The 20,451-nt window shown below is 73.1% G+C and carries 22 protein-coding genes and 1 pseudogene; 6 read left to right on the plus strand and 17 right to left on the minus strand.

Annotated features, from left to right (window positions below):
* Positions 1-34: 34 nt before the first annotated feature.
* The 8 genes and pseudogenes from rnc to QQY24_RS09025 form a co-directional block, all read right to left on the minus strand.
* Positions 35-925 (minus strand): ribonuclease III, encoded by an 891-nt coding sequence (gene rnc, locus QQY24_RS08990; RefSeq protein WP_301972147.1) that lies wholly within the window; start codon positions 923-925, stop codon positions 35-37.
* Positions 926-933: 8 nt separating this feature from the next.
* Complete coding sequence (gene rpmF, locus QQY24_RS08995; protein WP_003951102.1) at positions 934-1,107, minus strand: 50S ribosomal protein L32; 174 nt, start codon at positions 1,105-1,107, stop codon at positions 934-936.
* Positions 1,108-1,109: 2 nt separating this feature from the next.
* Positions 1,110-1,763 carry a DUF177 domain-containing protein gene (locus QQY24_RS09000; RefSeq protein WP_301972148.1) on the minus strand — a complete coding sequence of 218 codons (654 nt, stop codon included), beginning with the start codon at positions 1,761-1,763 and terminating at the stop codon, positions 1,110-1,112.
* Between the two features lie 131 nt (positions 1,764-1,894).
* Entirely contained in the window at positions 1,895-2,998 is a 1,104-nt protein-coding gene (locus tag QQY24_RS09005) for an ATP synthase F0 subunit B (protein WP_301972149.1), read from the minus strand.
* A gap of 131 nt (positions 2,999-3,129) precedes the next feature.
* The gene (gene coaD / locus QQY24_RS09010) at positions 3,130-3,609 is read right to left on the minus strand and encodes a pantetheine-phosphate adenylyltransferase (RefSeq protein WP_301976184.1); all 480 of its coding nucleotides are present in this window, start codon (positions 3,607-3,609) and stop codon (positions 3,130-3,132) included.
* 26 nt (positions 3,610-3,635) lie between these two features.
* Positions 3,636-4,223 (minus strand): 16S rRNA (guanine(966)-N(2))-methyltransferase RsmD, encoded by a 588-nt coding sequence (gene rsmD, locus QQY24_RS09015; protein ID WP_301972150.1) that lies wholly within the window; start codon positions 4,221-4,223, stop codon positions 3,636-3,638.
* 202 nt (positions 4,224-4,425) lie between these two features.
* Positions 4,426-6,632, minus strand: a pseudogene (recG, locus tag QQY24_RS09020) (ATP-dependent DNA helicase RecG).
* Positions 6,633-6,827: 195 nt separating this feature from the next.
* Positions 6,828-8,630 carry a DAK2 domain-containing protein gene (locus QQY24_RS09025; protein ID WP_301972151.1) on the minus strand — a complete coding sequence of 601 codons (1,803 nt, stop codon included), beginning with the start codon at positions 8,628-8,630 and terminating at the stop codon, positions 6,828-6,830.
* A gap of 262 nt (positions 8,631-8,892) precedes the next feature.
* Between QQY24_RS09025 and rpmB the strand changes: the two genes are divergently transcribed.
* On the plus strand, positions 8,893-9,078 hold the full coding sequence (rpmB, locus tag QQY24_RS09030; RefSeq protein ID WP_003993230.1) for a 50S ribosomal protein L28: 186 nt from the start codon (positions 8,893-8,895) through the stop codon (positions 9,076-9,078).
* Positions 9,079-9,195: 117 nt separating this feature from the next.
* Here rpmB and thiD read toward each other — a convergent pair whose 3' ends face one another.
* Positions 9,196-9,981: a bifunctional hydroxymethylpyrimidine kinase/phosphomethylpyrimidine kinase gene (gene thiD, locus QQY24_RS09035; protein ID WP_301972152.1), complete on the minus strand. Its 786-nt coding sequence runs from the start codon at positions 9,979-9,981 to the stop codon at positions 9,196-9,198.
* A complete protein-coding gene (locus tag QQY24_RS09040; protein ID WP_301972153.1) occupies positions 9,978-10,943 on the minus strand; it encodes a thiamine-phosphate kinase in 966 nt (321 codons plus the stop codon). The genes thiD and QQY24_RS09040 overlap by 4 nt, the downstream gene beginning before the upstream one ends.
* A 205-nt stretch (positions 10,944-11,148) precedes the next feature.
* Between QQY24_RS09040 and QQY24_RS09045 the strand changes: the two genes are divergently transcribed.
* Entirely contained in the window at positions 11,149-11,382 is a 234-nt protein-coding gene (locus QQY24_RS09045) for an Lrp/AsnC family transcriptional regulator (RefSeq protein WP_301972154.1), read from the plus strand.
* A 20-nt stretch (positions 11,383-11,402) separates the two neighbouring features.
* Positions 11,403-11,921, plus strand: a complete 519-nt coding sequence (locus tag QQY24_RS09050; protein ID WP_301972155.1) for a DUF3515 domain-containing protein — start codon at positions 11,403-11,405, stop codon at positions 11,919-11,921.
* 15 nt (positions 11,922-11,936) lie between these two features.
* On the opposite strand, the gene QQY24_RS09055 is transcribed toward QQY24_RS09050, so the two are convergent.
* The 3 genes from QQY24_RS09055 to QQY24_RS09065 all read right to left on the minus strand — a co-directional run bounded on the left by QQY24_RS09055 (position 11,937) and on the right by QQY24_RS09065 (position 15,028).
* A complete protein-coding gene (locus QQY24_RS09055) occupies positions 11,937-13,094 on the minus strand; it encodes a D-alanine--D-alanine ligase family protein (RefSeq protein ID WP_301972156.1) in 1,158 nt (385 codons plus the stop codon).
* 93 nt (positions 13,095-13,187) lie between these two features.
* Positions 13,188-14,198, minus strand: coding sequence for an NAD(P)H-dependent glycerol-3-phosphate dehydrogenase (locus QQY24_RS09060; RefSeq protein ID WP_301972157.1), 1,011 nt, complete (start codon positions 14,196-14,198; stop codon positions 13,188-13,190).
* Positions 14,195-15,028, minus strand: a complete 834-nt coding sequence (locus QQY24_RS09065; protein WP_301972158.1) for a 1-acyl-sn-glycerol-3-phosphate acyltransferase — start codon at positions 15,026-15,028, stop codon at positions 14,195-14,197. The genes QQY24_RS09060 and QQY24_RS09065 overlap by 4 nt, the downstream gene beginning before the upstream one ends.
* Before the next feature lie 153 nt (positions 15,029-15,181).
* Here QQY24_RS09065 and cofC point away from each other — a divergent pair, with 153 nt between their 5' ends.
* Both cofC and QQY24_RS09075 read left to right on the plus strand, forming a co-directional pair.
* The gene (cofC, locus tag QQY24_RS09070) at positions 15,182-15,820 is read left to right on the plus strand and encodes a 2-phospho-L-lactate guanylyltransferase (RefSeq protein ID WP_301972159.1); all 639 of its coding nucleotides are present in this window, start codon (positions 15,182-15,184) and stop codon (positions 15,818-15,820) included.
* A 9-nt stretch (positions 15,821-15,829) separates the two neighbouring features.
* A complete protein-coding gene (locus tag QQY24_RS09075; RefSeq protein WP_301972160.1) occupies positions 15,830-16,033 on the plus strand; it encodes a hypothetical protein in 204 nt (67 codons plus the stop codon).
* Between the two features lie 77 nt (positions 16,034-16,110).
* Here QQY24_RS09075 and QQY24_RS09080 read toward each other — a convergent pair whose 3' ends face one another.
* The 4 genes from QQY24_RS09080 to leuC all read right to left on the minus strand — a co-directional run bounded on the left by QQY24_RS09080 (position 16,111) and on the right by leuC (position 19,466).
* Positions 16,111-16,767: an HU family DNA-binding protein gene (locus QQY24_RS09080; protein ID WP_301972161.1), complete on the minus strand. Its 657-nt coding sequence runs from the start codon at positions 16,765-16,767 to the stop codon at positions 16,111-16,113.
* 137 nt (positions 16,768-16,904) lie between these two features.
* Complete coding sequence (locus QQY24_RS09085) at positions 16,905-17,135, minus strand: hypothetical protein (protein ID WP_301972162.1); 231 nt, start codon at positions 17,133-17,135, stop codon at positions 16,905-16,907.
* A gap of 307 nt (positions 17,136-17,442) precedes the next feature.
* On the minus strand, positions 17,443-18,036 hold the full coding sequence (gene leuD, locus QQY24_RS09090; RefSeq protein WP_301972163.1) for a 3-isopropylmalate dehydratase small subunit: 594 nt from the start codon (positions 18,034-18,036) through the stop codon (positions 17,443-17,445).
* A gap of 5 nt (positions 18,037-18,041) precedes the next feature.
* Positions 18,042-19,466, minus strand: a complete 1,425-nt coding sequence (gene leuC, locus QQY24_RS09095) for a 3-isopropylmalate dehydratase large subunit (protein ID WP_301972164.1) — start codon at positions 19,464-19,466, stop codon at positions 18,042-18,044.
* 208 nt (positions 19,467-19,674) lie between these two features.
* On the opposite strand from leuC, the gene ndgR reads away from it, so the two are divergent.
* Positions 19,675-20,394 (plus strand): IclR family transcriptional regulator NdgR, encoded by a 720-nt coding sequence (gene ndgR, locus QQY24_RS09100; RefSeq protein WP_301972165.1) that lies wholly within the window; start codon positions 19,675-19,677, stop codon positions 20,392-20,394.
* Positions 20,395-20,451: the final 57 nt, after the last annotated feature.

The following is a 20,451-nucleotide window of genomic DNA, read 5'->3' on the forward strand; positions in this document are numbered from 1 at the left end:
GAGGGACGGGGCGGGCGCCCGGTGCTGCCTTGCGTCAGGCGGGCGCGGACGACGGGTCGCCGTCCTTGGCGGCGATCTCCCGGACCGCCTCGGCCCGGCCCGCGGCCTCGACTGCCGCCGTCACCTGGCCGACGGCCGCTTCGGCCGCCTTGGCGCGCTCGTCCGCGACGGCCCGGATGGACCGCCAGGCGGACTCGGCGGCCTGCTGCTCCGCCTCCTTCTTGCTGCGGCCGGTGCCGGTGCCGTACGAGACGCCTCCGACGCGGGCGGCAGCAGTGAAGGTCTTCTCGTGGTCGGGGCCGGTCTCCGTGACCAGGTACTCGGGCACGCCGAGCCCCTCGATCGCGGTCAGCTCCTGGAGACTGGTCTTCCAGTCCAGGCCGGCTCCGAGGTTGGAGGACTTCTCGATCAGCGGGTCGAAGAGCCGGTGCACCAGCTCGGACGCCGCGTCGAGGCCCTGGTCGAGATAGACCGCGCCGATCACCGCTTCCAGGGTGTCGGCAAGGATGGACGCCTTGTCCCGGCCGCCCGTGCCCTCTTCACCGCGGCCGAGCCGGATGAAGGCGCCCAGGTCGAGGCCGCGCCCCACCTCCGCCAGCGCACGCGAGTTGACCACCGCGGCCCGCAGCTTGGCCAGTTGGCCCTCGGGCAGGTCGGGGTGGGTGCGGTACAGCGTGTCCGTGACGACGAGGCCGAGCACGGAGTCCCCGAGGAACTCCAGCCGCTCGTTCGTCGGCAGACCGCCGTTCTCGTACGCGTAGGAACGGTGGGTCAGCGCACGCACCAGAAGGGCGGACTCAAGCCGGTAGCCGAGCCGCCCTTCCAGAAGCGTGTGGGACGAGGCCGTGTTGTCCGCCTTCTTCTTGGCGGGTGCGTCCGCCTTGGCGTCTTCCGCCTTCTTGGGACTGGACACAGTGCCTCTCACCAGCCCGCTCAGACTTCGAGGACCTGGCGCTTGTTGTAGGTGCCGCAAGACGGGCACGCGATGTGCTGCTGCTTGGGCTCGTGGCAGCGCTCGCACGCAACCAGGGTGGGGACCGCAGCCTTCCACTGCGACCGGCGGTGGCGCGTGTTGCTGCGCGACATCTTCCGCTTCGGAACAGCCACGGCTACTTCTCCTGCTTCTCGTCGGCGCGTGCTGATCGAGGCGCGCCGCCGCTCATCTCGTCCTTCTCGCCGTCTTCGAGTGAACCGGCGAGTCCCTGCAAAGCCGCCCAACGGATGTCGACGGCGTCGTGGTGGTGGTCCGGGTCGTCCGCGAGCCGCACTCCGCACTCGGAGCACAGACCCGGGCAGTCTTCCCGGCACACCGGCTGCATCGGCAGTGCGAGCACCACCGCGTCGCGCAGCAGAGGTTCGAGGTCGAAGAGTCCGTCCTCGAGGAAGAACCTGTCCTCGTCGTCCTCGGCGTCGTCGCCCGGTTCCGCGATCACGCGGCCCCGGTCGTCGGCGTCAGGGTACGAGAACAGCTCCTGGAAGTCCGCTTCGAGCTCCAGCTCGACCGGTTCCAGACACCTTACGCACTCCCCCTCGGTCCGCGCACGGGCGGTGCCCGTCACGAGCACCCCCTCCATGACCGACTCGAGCCGGAGGTCGAGTTCCACCGGGGCGCCTTCCGGCACCCCGATGACGCCCTGGATACCGAGGTCCCGGGGGGCGTCGATCGTGCGGTTCAGGCGCTGCAGCGCGCCGGGCCGCCGCCCCAGCTCGTGTGTGTCGAACACGAGGGGGTTGCGGTGGTCAAGACGCGTGTGGGGAGCCATTCCTGCTTTCGATCTTCGAACTCGGAGGGCCGCCGCCCGTCGGTGTTCCGGGCAGCGGTGATCGCGGACGTACACGCAACCGAAGAGCCAGGATACTGGACCTTTCACTCAGGGCCCAATCCGGTGGCCCGCTACAGGCCGCGGCCCTGCTCGTACGCGCGCAGCTGCTCGGCGCTGATCATGCTCGTGTCGAAGAGGCTGGTCTCGTCGAGGGCGGCGTAGCCCTGCTGGGCCTGCTGGGGTTCCTGCGCCTGCTGGGGGGCGTAGGCGGACTGCTGGGCCCCGTAGCCCTGGAGGGAGGCGTCCGGCGCCGGGGCGTAGCCGGGGGCGGGGGGGTAGGTGTCCGCCTGCTGGTAACCGTACGGGTCCTGCTGGGCGTAGCCGGTCTGCTGCGGGAAGCCGCCGTAGGGGTCGGGCTGCTGCTGGTAGCCGTACGCCGGCTGCGGTTCGTACCGCGGCTCCGGCTGCGCGGGCTCCTGCGGCTGCCGGTCGCGGCGGCCGCCGGGGGTGTCGGCCTCGGCGAGGGCGGCCAGGTCGGCGAGGTAGTCGGCGTCGCTGGAGTGCTGGAAGGTCGTGGTGTCCTCGGCGAGGGCGCCGAGGTCGTCGGTGGCGATCCGGCCGTGCAGTTTCTGCCGGCCGCGGCCGACGGCCTCCAGGGTCTTGGCGAGGACCGCCTCGAAGGCGCCCAGCTTGGCGTCCACGTACTGGTTGGCGTTGTGGCGCAGGGTCTCGGGATCGTGGCTGCGCTCGGGGGCGTCCTCGTCCTCGTAGCCGTTCTCGTCCAGGCCGGGGCCGGTGCCGAGCAGCTTCTCGCGGCCGCGGCCGACCGAGCCGAGGGTCTTGGTCAGGACGACCTCGAAGTTGGCGAGCTTGGAGTCGACGTAGTCGTCGGCCTCGGCGCGGACCTCCTCGGCCTCCTGGCGGGCCTCGGTGAGGATCCGGTCGGCCTCGGCCTGGGCGCGGCGGGCGATCTCGGTGCCGGCGACCAGCGAGCCGCGCTCGCTGCGGGCGTCCTCGATGATCCGCTCGGCCTCCCGGCGGGCCTGCTCGACCATCTGCTCACGGTCGCCGATCAGCTCCTGCGCCTGGGCGAGGGAGCCGGGCAGGGCCTCGCGGACCTCTTCGAGCAGCGCGAGCAGCTCGGCGCGGTTGACCACGCACGAGGCGGACATGGGCATGGACCGGGCACCGGCGACCGTGGAGACGATCTGGTCGAGCTTCTTCTGGACGTCCACCTGTACTCGCCACTCTCTACAGCTGTGTTGGAGACGGACGGGACGACTGTACGGCCCCGGCGCGACCGGCGGACACCGGGTGACGCGCTGTCGCCCGGCCGGGGGTCCCGCGGGCGGGCGGGGCGGCGGGCTCAGTCCTTCCTCAGCCGCCCGGCCAGGGCGGCCAGCACCGCGGGCGGCACCAGGTGGGAGATGTCGCCGCCCCAGGCCGCGACCTCCTTGACCAGGGAGGAGGACAGGAAGCTGTAGACCGGGTTGGTGGGGACGAACAGCGTTTCGACGCCGGTGAGGCCGTTGTTCATCTGGGCCATCTGCAGCTCGTAGTCGAAGTCGCTGACGGCACGCAGGCCCTTGACGATGGCGGGGATGTCGCGCTGCTTGCAGAAGTCGACGAGGAGGCCGTGGAAGGCCTCGACCCGGACGTTGGCGTACTCGGCGGTGACCTCGCGGATCAGCTCGATCCGCTCCTCCACCTCGAACAGGCCTTTCTTGGACTTGTTGATCATCACCGCGACGTAGACCTCGTCGTACAGACGGGAGGCGCGGGCGATGATGTCGAGGTGTCCGTTGGTGATCGGGTCGAACGACCCGGGACAGACGGCGCGGCGCACTTGTGATCCCTCGCTCTCCGGTCCGGTCATCGTGCGTCTTCGCACGTAGAGGCGGCGCGACCGTACCAAAACGTTCCCTCGCCGTAACGACGGGACCGCAGGGCCTCGAAGCCGTCCGGCCAGTGGAACGCGCCGCCTCTGGTGCTGCGCTCCACGGTGACGAGGGCTTCTCCGGCGAGCCAGCCCTCCGAGCGGAGTGTGAGCAGGATCTCCCGAAGATCGCCGTCCCGCACGGCGTACGGGGGGTCCAGGAAGACCAGGTCGTACGGCTCGGCCGGGGGTGCCGTCCCGATGATCTGTTCCGCCTTGCCCGTGCGCACCTCGGCGCCGGGCAGGCCCAGTTCCCGCACGTTCTCCCGGACGGTCCTCGCCGCGCGGGCGTCCGACTCCACCAGGAGCGCGTGGCCCGCGCCGCGGGAGAGGGCCTCCAGGCCCACGGCTCCCGAGCCGGCGTACAGGTCCAGGACCCGTTCGCCGTCCAGCGGGCCGCCGAGGAGGGACTGCCAGGTGGAGAACAGGCCCTCGCGTGCGCGGTCGGAGGTCGGCCGGGTTCCGGTGCCGGGCGGTACGGACAGGCGGCGTCCGCCGGCCCGGCCGGCGATCACGCGGGTCATATGGGGGTTCCTCCTGCGTGGGTGGCTTGCCGTGCCCAGTCTGGCAGGCGGGCGGGACGGGTGCCCGGCCGCCGCCGGACCGCAGCGGGCGGACGGCGGCCGTTCGCGCCCGCGCGGCGGGGCCGCGTGCCGGTGGGGCACCGCCGTCGGCGCGGCGGGACCGCCCGCCGGCCGCGGGCCCGCGGCCCGGGCGACTCCGGTCTCAGCCCTTCTCCAGGTACTGCTCCCGTTCCTCGTCCAGCAGGGCGTCCAGGGCCGTGCGCAGGCCGGGGAGGCGCTCCAGCTCCGGGTCGGCCGCCACCACCGCCGCCGCCTCCTGCCTGGCCTCCGCGATGACCTCCTCGTCCTCGATGACCGCCAGGACCCGCAGGCTGGAACGGGCACCGGACTGGGCCTGGCCGAGGACGTCGCCCTCACGGCGTTCCTCGAGGTCGATGCGGGAGAGCTCGAACCCGTCGAGCGTGGCGGCGACCGCGTCGAGGCGCCGGCGGGCGGGGGCCGCCCCGGGCGTCTCGGTGACCAGCAGGCACAGGCCTGGGGCCGAACCCCGGCCCACCCGGCCGCGCAGCTGGTGCAGCTGGGAGACGCCGAAGCGGTCGGCGTCCATGATCACCATGACCGTGGCGTTGGGGACGTTGACGCCGACCTCGATGACCGTGGTGGCGACCAGGACGTCCGCCTCGCCGGCGGCGAAGCGGCGCATGACGGCGTCCTTGTCGTCGGGGTGCATCCGGCCGTGCAGGACCTCCACCCCGAGGCCCTGGAGCGGACCGCGGGCGAGCTGGTCGGCCACGTCCAGGACGGCGAGCGGCGGACGCCGGGCGGCCTCGTCCCCGGCGGGCTGGTGCTGGACCGCCTTCTTCGGATCGTCCTCCTCGTCGCCGATGCGGGGGCAGACGACGTAGGCCTGGTGGCCGTGCGCGACCTCCTCGCGCACCCGCTCCCAGGCGCGGGCCAGGAAGTGGGGTTTGTCGGCGGCGGGGACGACGTGGCTGGCGATCGGGGAGCGGCCGGCCGGCAACTGGTCCAGGACCGAGGTCTCCAGGTCGCCGAAGACGGTCATGGCGACCGTGCGCGGGATGGGGGTGGCGGTCATGACCAGCAGGTGGGGCGGCTGCCTGCCCTTGCCGCGCAGCGCGTCGCGCTGCTCGACGCCGAAGCGGTGCTGCTCGTCCACGACCACCAGGCCGAGGTCGTGGAACTGCACCTTGTCCTCGATGAGGGCGTGGGTGCCGATGACGATGCCGGCCTCGCCGGTGGCCAGGTCCAGCAGGGCCCGGCGGCGGGCGGCGGTGCCCATGGAGCCGGTGAGCAGGACCACCCTGGTGGCGTGCTCGGCCCCGCCCAGCGTCCCCCCTCGGCCAGCTCGCCCATCATCTCGGTGACCGAGCGGTGGTGCTGCTGGGCGAGCACTTCGGTGGGGGCGAGCAGGGCGGCCTGACCGCCCGCGTCGACCACGGCGAGCATGGCGCGCAGGGCGACGAGGGTCTTGCCGGAGCCGACCTCGCCCTGCAGGAGCCGGTGCATGGGGTGCTCGGTGGCGAGGTCGCCGAAGATCTCCTCGGAGACCTTGCGCTGGCCCTCGGTGAGGGTGAAGGGCAGGCGGTCGTCGAAGGCCGTCAGGAGGCCGTCAGGCTGCGGTCTGCGGGGGACGGCGGGGAGCTGGGCGTCGGCGTGCCGGCGGCGGGCCAGGGCGACCTGGAGGACGAAGGCCTCGTCCCACTTCAGGCGGGCGCGGGCGCCGGCGATGTCGGCCCTGGTCTGCGGGCGGTGGATCCTGAGCAGGGCCTCGGGGAGGGGGAGCAGGCCGCGCCCCTCGCGCAGGGCGTCGGGGAGCGGGTCCAGGGCCTCCTGGGCGCTGGGCAGGACCGTCTGGACGGCCTTGCCGATCTTCCAGGACTCCAGCTTGGCGGTGGCGGGGTAGATCGGGATCAGGGCGCCGGCCCAGGTCTCGACCGTCTCCTCGCCGTCGCCGCGCAGCAGTTCGTAGGCGGGGTGCGCCAGTTGCAGACGGCGGTTGAAGACGGAGACCTTGCCCGAGAACATCGCGCGGGTGCCCGGCAGCAGGTCCTTGTGGGGCTTGTGAACGCCGTTGCCGAAGAAGACCAGTTGGAGCCGGCCGCTGCCGTCCGTGATGGTGACCTCCAGGCGCTGGCCCTTGCCGCGCGGGGCCCTGGCGGAGGCGAAGCTGTGCAGGCGCGCGTCGGCGACCTGGGCGACCACGGTGACGTGCTCGTCCATGGGCAGGTTGGCGAGGTGGGTGAGCTGGCCGCGCTCCTCGTACCGGCGCGGGTAGTGGTGCAGGAGGTCGCCCACGGTGTGCAGGCCGAGGTGCTCGGCCATCACCTTCGCGGTGGCGGGGCCGAGCACCTTCTTCAGTGGTTCTTCCAGTGCGGGCACGGGATCCATTGCACACCACGGCGCCGACAATGGCACGGACGGTGCCGTGTGCGTGCCCGGAACGCCCTGGTCAGGCGGGTCGTCCGAGCCTGGGGCGGCGCGCTGCGGAGGACGGCGCGCCGCGCGTGGGGGACGGCGGGGACTGCGGGGGACGCGGACGGGGACGACGTGGTCCGGGGCGCGTCCGGGGCCGCTCGGGCGGACTCACTCCACTCCGATGAGCAGCAGCGCGCCCTGCCGGCCGCCCCGGTGCACCACCGTGTCCACGGCGAGGTAGGACTCGCGGACGCGGGTCTCCAGGCGGTCGGCGACGCTCCGCGGCGCCTCGTCGCCGACGACCAGGGTGACCAGCTCGCCGCCGGCCTGGAGCATGCGGTCGAGGACGGTCCCGGCCGTGGCGGTGACGTCGCCGCCGATCACCGCCACGTCGCCGTCGATCAGGCCCAGTACGTCCCCGGCCTGGCAGATGCCGGCCGTCGTCCAGGACTGGCGTTCGGCGACGACGACCTCGCCGTAGCGGGTGGCGCCCGCGGCCGAGGTCATCTGGACGACGTCCTCGTCGAAGCGGCGGCCCGGCTCGTGCACCGCGAGCGCGGCGATGCCCTGGACCGCGGAGCGGGTCGGGATCAGCGCCACCCGGATGCCCTCGGCGCGGGCCTGCTCGGCCGCCGCGGCGGCGGTGTGGCGCAGTTCGGCGTCGTTGGGCAGCAGCACGACCTCACGGGCGTGGGCCCGCCGCACCGCCTGCACCAGTTCCCCGCTGGCGGGCGGCTCGCCGGGGCGGGCGAGGACGGCGGTCGCGCCGGCCTCGGCGTAGAGCCCGGCCAGGCCCTCACCGGGGACGACGGCGACGACGGCCCGCTGGGCGCGCTCGCGCGGCGACCGCTCGCCGCCGGTGTGCGCGTCGCCGAGCCCGAAGTGCGTGATCCGGATGCGGTACGGCCGCCCGGCCTCGACGCCCGCCTCCACGGCGGCGCCGGCGTCGTCCACGTGCACGTGGACGTTCCACAGCCCGTCGCCGCCGACCACGACGAGGGAGTCCCCGAGGGCGTCGAGCCGCTCCCGCAGCCGGGCCACGGCCTCGTCGCCGGCCTCCAGGAGGTAGATCACCTCGAAGACGGGACCGCCGGCCGCCTCACCGCCGTCGTCGCACGGCCCGGCCCCGGAACCGGCCGCCCCGTGCCCGTACCCGGCCGGACCGCCGGTGCCTTCCGCGCGCGCGTGCCCGGCCGGGGCGGCAGCGCCCTCCCCTCGCGCGTGCGCCGCCGACTCCGCGGCGGTGACCACGCGGGCGTGCGCGTCGGAGACCGTGTCCGGGAAGCCCGCCGAGGGGTACCGCGCGGCCGGCGCCTCCCCCGTGCACGCCTCCACCAGGGCCCCCAGCACCGCGACGAGCCCCCTGCCGCCCGCGTCGACCACCCCGGCCCGCCGCAGCACGGCCAGGTGGTCCGGAGTCGCCGCCAGGGCGGCCCTGGCACCTTCGTAGGCCGCCCGCACGACCGTCCCGCAGTCGTCCCCGGCGGCCCCGGCGGCCTCGGCGGCGGCCGAGGCGACCGTCAGCACCGTGCCCTCGACGGGGCGGGCCACGGCCTCGCGGGCGGACGCGGCGGCGTGCCGCAGCGCCAGCCGCAGCACCGCGCCACCGGCGCGGGAGGTCTCCCCCGGCTCCTCCCGGACGAGCACCTGCGCCATGCCCCGCAGCAACTGCGCGAGGATCGTCCCGGAGTTGCCCCGGGCCCCGATGAGCGCCCCGTGCGCCATCGCGCGCATCGCGTCGGCGAGCGCCGGCTCCCCGGGCCCGGTCTCGTGCCCGGCGAACACCGCCTCGACGGCGGCGGTGGCCGATTCCACGGTGAGGTAGAGGTTCGTCCCGGTGTCCCCGTCGGCCACCGGATAGACGTTGATCGCGTCGATCTCCTCGCGGGCCCGCCCCAGGGCCCGCAGCGCCAGACCGCACCAGGTGCGCACCGCGAGAGCATCGAAGAACGTCTGCGGCACCTGCGCCACCTGCGCCTCCCTGACTGGCTGGACGTGGGACGCAGCGTAGACCCCGCGGTGGCGGCGGCCTCCGCAGGAGGGCCGGGGCGGGTGCCTGAGCTGCCATGGTAGTTTCGCTGTACGGGCGCAGCCGTTGTATGCTGCTCCGGTTGCCCGATCCTGATCGGGCCATTCCCCCCGGCAGCGCCACTCAAGATCTCAGGTTCTGAGGATCTCGATCCCGGCATGCCGGGATCAACCGTAAGTGCATCTGAAGTCTTTGGAGTGACCCGTGGCTGCCAACTGCGACGTCTGCGGCAAGGGGCCGGGCTTCGGCAACAACATCTCGCACTCGCACCGCCGTACGTCCCGCCGCTGGAACCCGAACATCCAGCGTGTGCGTACCGTGGTCGGCGGGACGCCGAAGCGCGTGAACGCTTGCACCTCGTGCATCAAGGCCGGCAAGGTCTCGCGCTGACGTTTCATCCCCCACGCTCGCGAGAGCAGGGGGGACATCCGCGCGCGGCCACTGTCCGGTTCGCTGCACTGAGCCGGTCCACCTGAGGGTGGGCCGGCTTCTTGCCGTCCCCGTGGCTCAGGCCCGCAGGCGCCAGCCGTGGTCCACCGGCCCGATCCCCGCGCCCAGCGCGAACCCGGCCGCGATCGCCCCGGTGACGTACTCCTTGGCCCGCGCCGCCGCCTCCGGCACGGACAGCCCCTTCGCCAGCTCCGACGCGATCGCGGACGCCAGCGTGCACCCCGTGCCGTGGGTGTGCCGGTTGTCGTGCCGCGGCGCCCGCAGCCAGTGCTCCTCGAAGCCGTCGGTCAGCAGGTCCACGGCGTCCCCCGCCAGGTGCCCGCCCTTGACCAGCGCCCAGCGCGGCCCGTACTCCAGCACGGCCGCGGCGGCCCGGCGCAGGTCGTCCTGCGACTCCACCCGGACGCCCGTGAGCTGGGCCACCTCGTCCAGGTTCGGGGTCGCCACGGTCGCCACCGGCAGCAGCCGCGTGCGCAGCGACTCCAGAGCGGAGGCGGCCAACAGCGGATCACCGTGCTTGGAGACGCCCACCGGGTCCACCACGGCCGGCGCGTCCGTGGTGGAGATCAGTTCGGCGACCGTCCCGACCAGTTCCGCCGAGGCGAGCATCCCGGTCTTCACGGCCTGGACGCCGATGTCGTCCACGACGCTGCGGTACTGGGCGCGCACCGCCCGGGCCGGCAGTTCCCAGGTGCCCTGCACCCCCACGGAGTTCTGCGCGGTCACCGCCGTGATCACGCTCATGCCGTGCACGCCGAGGGCCAGCATCGTCTTCAGGTCGGCCTGGACGCCGGCGCCCCCGCCGGAGTCCGAGCCCGCCACGGTGAGGACGCGGGGGATCACGACTCGATGTCCCCGAAGTGGTCCCAGCCGCCCTTGCTGGTCCAGGGAGCCCCGTCGACCGTGACCTGCGGCAGCGCCGAGGGGCTGAGGACCTCGCCGATGACCTTCCAGCGGGCCGGGAGCTTGGTGTCGGGCGGGAAGGTCGCCACGATCGCGTGGTCCTCTCCCCCGGACAGCACCCACTGCAGCGGGTCGACGCCGACGGCCTGCCCGATGTCGTGCATCTGGGTGGGGATGTCGATGGCGCCGGAGCGGATGTCGATGCGCACCTTGCTGGCCTCCGCGATGTGGCCGAGGTCGGCGATCAGCCCGTCGCTGACGTCGCACATCGCGGTCGCGCCCAGCGCGGCGGCGGCCGGGCCCGCGTGGTACGGCGGCTCGGGGCGCCGGTGGGCCTCCACGAAGGCGCGCGGCGAGTGGAAGCCGCGCGAGAGCACCGCGTAGCCGGCCGCGGACCAGCCCAGCCAGCCGGTGACGGCCACGAGGTCGCCGGGCCGGCTGCCGGAGCGGGTCACCGGCTCCTGGTTGCGCAGGTCGCCGAGCGCGGTGATCGACACCATGATCGTGTCGCCCCGCACGACGTCCCCGCCGACCACGCAGGCGCCCGCGACCTGGCACTCGTCGCGCAGGCCGTCCATCAGCTCGCTCGGCCAGGTGACCGGCAGCTCGGCCGGGACGACCAGGCCGAGCAGCAGCGCGGTCGGCACGGCGCCCATCGCGGCGATGTCCGCGAGGTTCTGCGCGGCCGCCTTGCGCCCGACGTCGTACGCCGTGGACCAGTCGCGGCGGAAGTGCCGCCCCTCCAGCAGGATGTCGGTGCTCGCCACCACCCTGCGGTCGGGCGCGGCGACCACCGCCGCGTCGTCACCGGGGCCGACCCGGACCGCCGGGGTGGTGGTGAGACGGGAGGTCAGCTCCCTGATGAGCCCGAACTCACCTAGCTCACCCACTGTGCCCTTCATTGTCCTCAAGCCCCTTCCGTGCCTGTCCGTGCCCGGTCGCGCGTCCCCAGTGTCCCCGATACGGTCGAGGTGACCGTCAACTTCCGTCCTGTCCGCGCTCCGCCGCGCAAGCCCGCTCCCCGCAGGTCTCCCCGCGGACAGTGGCGACGCGATACCGTGGCGTTCCTTTCCCCCACATGATCCTCGTGGCCGCCCTGGAGGTTCCGTGGTACAGGCGTACATCCTGATCCAGACGGAGGTCGGCAAGGCGTCGACCGTCGCCGAGACGATCGGCAGGCTGCCCGGAGTGCTCCAGGCCGAGGACGTCACGGGGCCGTACGACGTCATCGTGCGCGCCCAGGCCGACACCGTGGACGACCTCGGCCGCATGGTGGTCGCGAGGGTCCAGCAGGTGGACGGCATCACCCGCACCCTGACCTGTCCGGTCGTGCACCTGTAGCCCCCGTCTACCCTTGGCCGGTGAACATCTCGCGGCACCGGTCCCTCGCCCTGCTCGCACCCGCCCTGCTGATCGCGGTCGCGGGCTGCTCCCCGGGCGGCGACGGCGCCACGGTCGCGGTTCCCAGTCCCGACGCGAGGACGGCCGGGCTGTGCCGGGACCTGCACCGGGCGCTGCCCGGGAAGCTGGACGGCTTCGGCCGCGACGACCCCGAGCCCCGGTCCGCCTACACGGCGGGCTGGGGAAGCCCGGCGATCATACTGCGCTGCGGTGTCGTACGGCCGCCGAAGATGGTCGACCCCGAGGTGGCCGAGGGCGGCGACCCGGACGCGCTCGCGGGCGGGGTGGACGGCGTCGACTGGCTGATGGAGAAGCGCGGCGACGGCACCTGGCGGTTCACCACGGCCAACCGTGAGGCCTACGTCGAGGTGAGCCTGCCCGAGGGGATGTCGGGGCAGGAGGCCGGCGCCGCGGTCCTCACCGGTCTGGCGCCCTCGGTCAAGAAGGCGATCCCGGAGGGGATCGCCTCCATGCGGTGAGGCGGGCGCGCGGGGTCAGCGCAGTCCGGTCGGGCGGCGCAGCGCGGCCCGCACCAGGCGGTCCACCAGTTCCGGGTAGCCGATGCCGGTGGCCTGCCACATCTGCGGGTACATCGAGATCGGCGTGAAGCCGGGCATGGTGTTGATCTCGTTGATGACGAACCCGCCGTCCTCGGTGAGGAAGAAGTCCGCGCGGACCAGGCCCTCGCAGGAGGCCGCCTCGAACGCCTCGACCGCGAGCCGCCGCACCTCGGCGGTCTCCTCGTCGGTGAGCGGGGCCGGCACGATGCCGGGCGTGGAGTCGATGTACTTGGCCTCGAAGTCGTAGTAGGCGTGCGCGTCCGGGGGCGGGATCTCGGCCGGGACGGAGGCGCGCGGCCCGTCCTCGAACTCCAGGACCCCGCACTCGATCTCACGGCCCCGCAGCGCGGCCTCCACGAGGATCTTCGGGTCGTGCCGCTGTGCCTCGGCGATGGCCTCGTCCAGGCCGGACAGGTCGTCGACCTTGGTGATGCCGATCGAGGAGCCCGCGCGCGCGGGCTTCACGAACAGCGGCCAGCCGTGCTCGCCGGCGAAGTCGACGACCCTCCTGCGGGCGGCGGACTCGTCCCGCTCCCACTCGCGCGGCCGGATCACCAGGTACGGGCCGACCTTGAGCCCGAAGGAGGTGAAGACCCGCTTCATGTACTCCTTGTCCTGGCCGACGGCCGAGGCGAGCACGCCGGAGCCCACGTACGGGACCCCGGACAGCTCCAGCAGGCCCTGCAGGGTGCCGTCCTCGCCGTAGGGGCCGTGCAGCACCGGGAAGACGACGTCGACCTCGCCGAGCGCCTTGGGGACGCAGCCGGGCTCGCTGTAGACGACCTCGCGGCTGGCGGGGTCGACGGGGAGCACCACCGCGCCCTCGGGCGACTCCGCCAGTTCCTCGACGCTGGGGGTGCGGCGGTCGGTGATGGCCATCCGCTCCGGCTCGTCGGCCGTCAGGGCCCAGCGGCCGTCCGCGGTGATGCCGATCGGCAGGACGTCGTACTTCGTCCGGTCGATCGCCTTGAGGACGGCGCCGGCGGTGACCACGGAGATCCCGTGTTCGGAGCTGCGCCCGCCGAACACGACGGCCACCCGCGGTTTCCGCGACGGCTGCTCGGGGCTCTGGGGAAGGTTCTCGGTGCTCATATCGCGATGAGGGTACCCGCAGGCAGCCGGCAAGTCAGCGCGCGCTCCCGCGCCGTCGCTGAGCGTCGCGCGGACGGTCGCGCAGCGTCGTCCTCAGCGCCTTTCGGGTTTGGCGCTGCGCGACATCAGCTCCTTGACGGCGGTCACCGGCGACTTGCCCTCGTGCACGATGGCGACGACCGTCTCGGTGATCGGCATGTCGACGCCGTGCCGGCGGGCCAGGCCGAGCACGGACTCGCAGGACTTGACGCCCTCGGCGGTCTGCCGGGTGACCGCGATGGTCTCCTGCAGGGTCATCCCCTTGCCGAGGTTGGTGCCGAAGGTGTGGTTGCGCGACAGCGGCGAGGAGCAGGTGGCCACGAGGTCGCCCAGGCCGGCGAGTCCGGAGAAGGTCAGCGGGTCGGCGCCGAGCGCCATGCCCAGCCGGGTGGTCTCGGCGAGGCCGCGCGTGATGAGCGAGCCCTTGGCGTTGTCGCCGAGTCCCATGCCGTCGGCGATGCCGACCGCGAGGCCGATGACGTTCTTGACCGCGCCGCCGAGTTCGCAGCCGACCACGTCGGTGTTGGTGTACGGCCGGAAGTACGGGGTGTGGCAGGCCGCCTGGAGCCGCCGGGCGACGGCCTCGTCGGTGCAGGCCACGACCGCCGCGGCCGGCATCCGGGCGGCGATCTCCCGGGCCAGGTTGGGTCCGGTGACCACGGCGACGCGCTCGGCGCCGACCTGGGCGACGTCGCCGACGACCTCGCTCATCCGCATGGTGGAGCCGAGTTCGACGCCCTTCATCAGGGAGACGAGGACGGTGCCGGGCGCGAGCCGCGGGCTCCACTCGGCGAGGTTGGCGCGCAGGGTCTGCGAGGGGACCGCGAGGACGGTGAAGTCGGCGCCGCGCAGGGCCTCGGCGGGGTCGGCGGTGGCGCGCAGGGTCCCGGGGAGTTCGACGCCGGGCAGGTAGTCGGGGTTGGTCCGCGTGGAGTTGACCGCCTCGGCCAGCTCCGGGCGGCGGGCCCACAGGGTGACCTCGCAGCCCGCGTCGGCGAGGACCATGCCGAAGGCGGTGCCCCACGAGCCGGTGCCCATGACGGCCGCCCGGACGGGCGTGCTCACGTGCCGTTCTCCTCTTCGGTGCGCAGGGCTTCGTCGCCGGCCGGCGTGCTCGCCCGGCTGCGGGACGGCGCCTGCCGGGCCCCCGCGTTCGCGGTCTGCGCCCGGGTCCTGCGGCGCTGCTCGATGCGTTCGCGGCGCGGGTCGTACGGCGTCGCGGGCGCCTTCTCGCCGCGGATCTCCTCCAGCTGGCGGGTGATGGCCGCCATGATGACCTCGGTGGCCTCCCTCAGGACGTCGGCGGTCATCTCCTTGCCGTAGAACCGCGAGAGGTCCACGGGCGGGCCCGCGAGGACGTGGTGGGTCTTGCGCGGGAGGAGGCGGGGCTTCTTGGCGTAGGGCGGCAGCAGTTCGTTGCAGCCCCACTGGGCGACCGGGATCACCGGGCACCTGGTCTGCAGGGCCACGCGCGCGGCACCGGTCTTGGCGGTCATGGGCCAGCCGTCCGGGTCGCGGGTGAGGGTGCCCTCGGGGTAGAAGGCGACGCACTCGCCGCGCTCCACGGCCGCGATCGCGGCCCGGAAGGCACTGAGCGCGTCCGTGCTCTCGCGGTAGACGGGAATCTGCCCGGTGCCGCGCATCGCGGCGCCGACGAATCCCTTCTTGAAAAGCCCGCTCTTCGCCAGGAATCGCGGAACCCGTCCGGTGTTGTACTGATAGTGCGCATACGCGAAGGGGTCCACATGGGAATTGTGGTTCACCGCGGTGATAAATCCGCCCTCGGCCGGAATGTGCTCCATTCCACGCCAGTCCCGCTTGATCAGAACCACCAGCGGCGGTTTGCAGATCACCGCGGCGAAGCGGTACCAGAAGCCGATTCTGCGGCGGGGCACAAGGACACCTTCCTCTAGGGCTGCCACCCCGGCTGGGGCCGCACAAGTGTCGCCCCGGGTCGCCGGTCTGTCGAGAACACCGTACGCCCCGCCCCCGCGCCCGCCGACGGGTCCGGGTGACAATGAACGTGACAAGGGAGGGACGGTACGCCGGTGCAGTGGACCTTGGTCATCCCCCTGAAACCGCTGGCGCGGGCCAAGAGCAGGCTCTCCGACACCGCCGGCGACAGGGTGCGTCCGGGGCTGGCCCTCGCGTTCGCACAGGACACCGCGGCGGCGGCGCTGGCGTGCCCGGCGGTCGAGGGTGTGGTGGTCGTCACGGACGACGCGCTGGCCGGGCGGGAGCTGGCGGCGCTGGGCGCCCGCGTCGTCCCGGACGCGCCGGGCGGCGGCCTGAACGCCGCCCTGGCGCACGGCGCCGCGGCCGTGCGCGCGGTGCGTCCGGGCACCGCGGTGGCGGCGCTCAACGCCGATCTGCCGGCCCTTCGCCCGCGGGAATTGTCCCGGGTGCTGGCGGCGGCCGCCGCATTTCCGCGCGCATTCCTCGCGGACGCCGCCGCACTCGGCACCACCCTGCTGGCGGCGGCTCCCCACTGCGCCCTGCGCCCTGCTTTCGGCACCGGTTCCCGGGCCCGGCACCGCGCCTCGGGCGCCGTGGAACTCCGGCTCACCGGGGTGGACTCGGTACGGCAGGACGTGGACACCGGCGCGGACCTGCGCGCGGCGCTGGCTCTCGGCGTGGGGCCGCGCACGGCGGCGGCGAGCGCGCGGCTGCTGATCGCGGAGCAGTAGGCTGCCGTCATGCAGGCGACCGCGTACACGTACGACCCCGACACCCGCAGCGGGCAGGTGCTGCTCGACGACGGCACCCCGGTGCCCTTCGACGCGGCGGCCTTCGACGCGGGCGGGCTCAGGCTGTTGCGGCCCGGGCAGCGGGTGCGGATCGAGACGCGGGGCGAGGGCGACGCCGTCCGGATCACCCTGGTGACGCTGCAGACCCTGTAGGCACAGGCGTCACACACGCCGCGGGCCGGGCTCCCAGGAGGGAGTCCGGCCCGGCGCGTGATGCTGCCCTGGCGGTCTCAGGACGCCTTGCGGGCAGTGGCCTTCTTGGCGGTGGTCTTGCGGGCCGTCGACTTCTTGGCCGGGGCCTTCTTGCCGGTGACCTTCTTGGCCGGGGCCTTCTTCGCCGCGGTCTTCTTGGCGGCGGCCGTGGACGCGGAGGTCTTCTTGGCGGCGGCGCCCGACGTGGCGGTCTTGGCCGTCGTCTTCTTGGCGGTGGTCTTCTTCGCGGCGGCCGCGCCCCTGCCGGCGGTCGTCTTCTTCGCCGCGGTCGTCCTGGCCGCACCGGTCGCCTTCTTGGCGGCGGCCTTCTTGCCGGCGGCCTTGGCGATGGTGGTCGGCGGACCGGACAGGCTGCCCTTGGGGGCCTTCTTGACCGCGATGTCGTTCTTCGGGAGCTTCTTCGAACCGCTCACCAGGTCCTTGAAGCCCTGGCCCGCGCGGAAGCGCGGCACGGAGGTCTTCTTGACCCGAACCCGCTCGCCCGTCTGGGGATTGCGGGCGTAACGGGCGGGGCGGTCCACCTTCTCGAAGGAACCGAAGCCGGTGACCGAGACCCGGTCGCCCGCGACGACCGCGCGGACGATGGCGTCCAGGACCGCGTCGACGGCATCGGCGGCCTGCTGGCGACCGCCCATCTTGTCGGCAATCGCTTCTACGAGCTGCGCCTTGTTCACGTCTTCCCCTTCGGAGACATCGCCAGAACCAAAGTGTTCAAGCTTTTTCGCACATTAGGCAGATATATACCGCAAATCAAACACGAAACGGGCTTATCACCCTTGTGCCGCAGCGAACTCGGTCGTCCCCTATCGATTCAGTGGTCCTCTTCGGGGATCCGACCCTCGTCGAGGTCCGCGGTGAACCGTTCGAGCCGCCTTTCCGCGCCGGCGGGATCGTGCTTGGCCGAGGCCGTGATGACCAGCAGCTTCCGGGTCAGCGTCATCCGTACGCCCTCCGGGACTTGCAGTGCGCGCACCCTTGCGTGCGCTTCCTTGAGCTGGTTCGCGACCGCCGCATAGAGCTGGAGTTGGCCGTCGTGTCCCATGCACAGATTGTGCCATCTGGGGCGAGTTGTCGCCTGCGCAGGGGGGCAACTGCCGCCTCCAACGGCCCTGTCGGGTGATCCGGACGGCTCGGCCACGGGGGGCGCGTACCCGGCCAACATCCCCGCTAACCTGGGGAGTTGGCCGGAGCGCCGGGGGCGGGCGGGGCTGTTCGGGTGCAGACATGGCTGTACCCCCAATCGTGGCGATCGGGGGTACGGACGGGGTGTTGGGGTGGCCGAAACTCGACCGGCCGGGGCCCGGGCCGGAGCCGGACCGGCTCAAGATCGAAGCCGGGCCGGTTCCGGATCAGACCCGGAGGGTGCGCGGCTTGTGGGAGGGCCGCCCGGTCTCGTAGGCCGCGATGTCTCCCTCGGCCTGCAGGGTGATGGAGATGTCGTCCAGGCCGTTGAGCAGTCGCCAGCGGGAGTTCTCGTCCAGCTCGAAGGGGGCGGTGATGCCCTCGGCGCGCACCTCGCGCGTCTGCAGGTCCACGGTGATCTCCGCGGTGGGGTCCTGCTCCGTGAGCTCCCACAGCGCGTCGACGACCTGCTGGTCCAGCACCACCGTGAGCAGGCCGTTCTTCAGCGAGTTGCCCCGGAAGATGTCCGCGAAGCGGGCCGAGATCACGGTCTTGAAGCCGTAGTTCTGCAGCGCCCAGACGGCGTGCTCGCGGGAGGAGCCGGTGCCGAAGTCGGGGCCGGCCACCAGCACCGTGGCGCCCTGCCGCTCGGGGTGGTTGAGGATGAAGCCGGGGTCCTTGCGCCAGGCCTCGAACAGCCCGTCCTCGAACCCGTCCCGGGTCACCTTCTTGAGCCAGTGGGCGGGGATGATCTGGTCGGTGTCGACGTTGCTGCGGCGCAGCGGGACGGCCCGGCCGGTGTGGGTGGTGAACGCTTCCATGATTCTCAGACTCCAGCAGGCGCGGGGGCGTCGGACAGGTCGGCGGGCGAGGCCAGGTGGCCCAGGACCGCGGTCGCCGCCGCGACCTGCGGCGACACCAGGTGGGTGCGGCCGCCCTTGCCCTGCCGGCCCTCGAAGTTGCGGTTGGAGGTGGAGGCGGAGCGCTCGCCCGGGGCGAGCTGGTCGGGGTTCATGCCCAGGCACATCGAGCAGCCCGCGTGCCGCCACTCGGCGCCGGCCTCCTTGAAGACCACGTCCAGGCCCTCGGAGACGGCCTGCAGACCCACGCGCGCGGAGCCCGGCACGACCAGCATCCGTACGCCGTCGGCGACTTTGCGGCCCTTGACGACGTCGGCGGCCGCCCGCAGGTCCTCGATGCGGCCGTTGGTGCAGGAGCCTACGAAGACGGTGTCCACACTGACCGAGCGCAGCGGCTGGCCGGCCTCCAACCCCATGTACTCCAGGGCCTTTTCGGCGGCGAGGCGCTCCGATGCGTCTTCGTACGAAGCCGGGTCGGGGACGGACGCCGAAAGCGGCGCGCCCTGGCCGGGGTTGGTGCCCCAGGTGACGAACGGCGACAGTTCGGAGGCGTCGATGACGACCTCGGCGTCGAAGACGGCGTCCTCGTCGGTGCGCAGGGTGCTCCAGTACGCGACCGCGGCGTCCCAGTCCGCGCCCTCGGGGGCGTGCGGGCGGCCCTTGAGGTAGGCGAACGTCGTCTCGTCGGGGGCGATCATGCCCGCACGGGCACCGGCCTCGATGGACATGTTGCAGACGGTCATCCGGGCCTCCATCGAGAGCTTCTCGATGGCGGAGCCGCGGTACTCCAGGACGTAGCCCTGGCCGCCGCCCGTGCCGATCCGCGCGATGATCGCCAGGATCAGGTCCTTGGCGGTGACGCCCTCGGGCAGCTCGCCCTCGACGGTGATCGCCATGGTCCTGGGGCGGGCCATGGGCAGCGTCTGGGTGGCCAGCACGTGCTCGACCTGCGAGGTGCCGATGCCGAACGCCAGGGCGCCGAAGGCACCGTGCGTGGAGGTGTGCGAGTCGCCGCAGACCACGGTCGTGCCGGGCTGGGTCAGGCCCAGCTGCGGGCCGACGACGTGCACGACGCCCTGCTCGACGTCGCCGAGCGGGTGCAGGCGCACGCCGAACTCGGCGCAGTTCCTGCGCAGCGTCTCCAGCTGGGCGCGGGAGACCGGGTCGGCGACGGGCTTGTCGATGTCGAGGGTCGGGGTGTTGTGGTCCTCGGTCGCGATGGTGAGGTCGAGACGGCGCACCGTCCGGCCGCTCTTGCGCAGACCGTCGAAGGCCTGCGGGCTGGTCACCTCGTGCAGCAGGTGCAGATCGATGTAGAGGAGGTCGGGCTCGCCCTCGGCGCGCCGGACGACGTGGTCGTCCCAGACCTTCTCCGCGAGTGTCCTACCCATCGCTTTCCCTCCGGCCGGCGAGCGTCCACCGGCCCAACTAGAGATCTTGAGGAGGCGGGCGGCCCCCCGGTGCGCGGCCGGGCCGCCCCTGATCCGGGCGTCCGCCGCCGGGCCCTTGCGGTACACGGGCCACTGTGTGGTTCCAGGGTGGCGCGTTCCACCGAAAATTGAACTTGCGTTTCACAGAGTGAGACGTGAGTATCGTTGCATGGACAACAGCAGCGGCGTCGGCGTTCTGGACAAGGCGGCCCTCGTCCTGAGCGCCCTGGAGTCCGGCCCGGCCACCCTCGCGGGTCTGGTCGGGGCCACCGGACTGGCACGACCCACGGCCCACCGCCTGGCCGTGGCCCTGGAACACCACCGCATGGTGGCACGCGACATGCAGGGCCGGTTCATCCTCGGCCCGCGCCTGGCGGAACTGGCCGCGGCCGCGGGTGAGGACCGCCTCCTGGCCACCGCCGGCCCGGTGCTCACGCACCTGAGGGACATCACCGGCGAGAGCGCCCAGCTCTACCGGCGCCAGGGCGACATGCGCATCTGCGTGGCCGCCGCGGAGCGCCTGTCCGGCCTGCGGGACACGGTGCCGGTCGGCTCCACCCTGACCATGAAGGCCGGCTCCTCGGCGCAGATCCTGCTCGCCTGGGAGGAGCCGGAGCGCCTGCACCGCGGCCTGCAGGGCGCCCGCTTCACGGCGACGGCCCTGTCGGGCGTGCGGCGGCGCGGCTGGGCCCAGTCCATCGGCGAGCGCGAGCCGGGCGTGGCCTCCGTCTCCGCGCCCGTGCGGGGCCCGTCCAACCGCGTGGTGGCCGCCGTGTCCGTCTCCGGCCCCATCGAGCGCCTGTCGCGCCACCCGGGCCGCATGCACGCCCAGGCGGTCATCGACGCCGCGTCCCGCCTGTCGGAGGCCCTGCGCCGCTCGGGCGGCTGAGCCGCACCGCTCCGGGCTCCGGGGAGGGCGGGCCCCAACGCCGCGGCAGGCCCTCCC

The organism is Streptomyces sp. TG1A-8 (genome assembly GCF_030499535.1).
Lineage (GTDB): Bacteria > Actinomycetota > Actinomycetes > Streptomycetales > Streptomycetaceae > Streptomyces.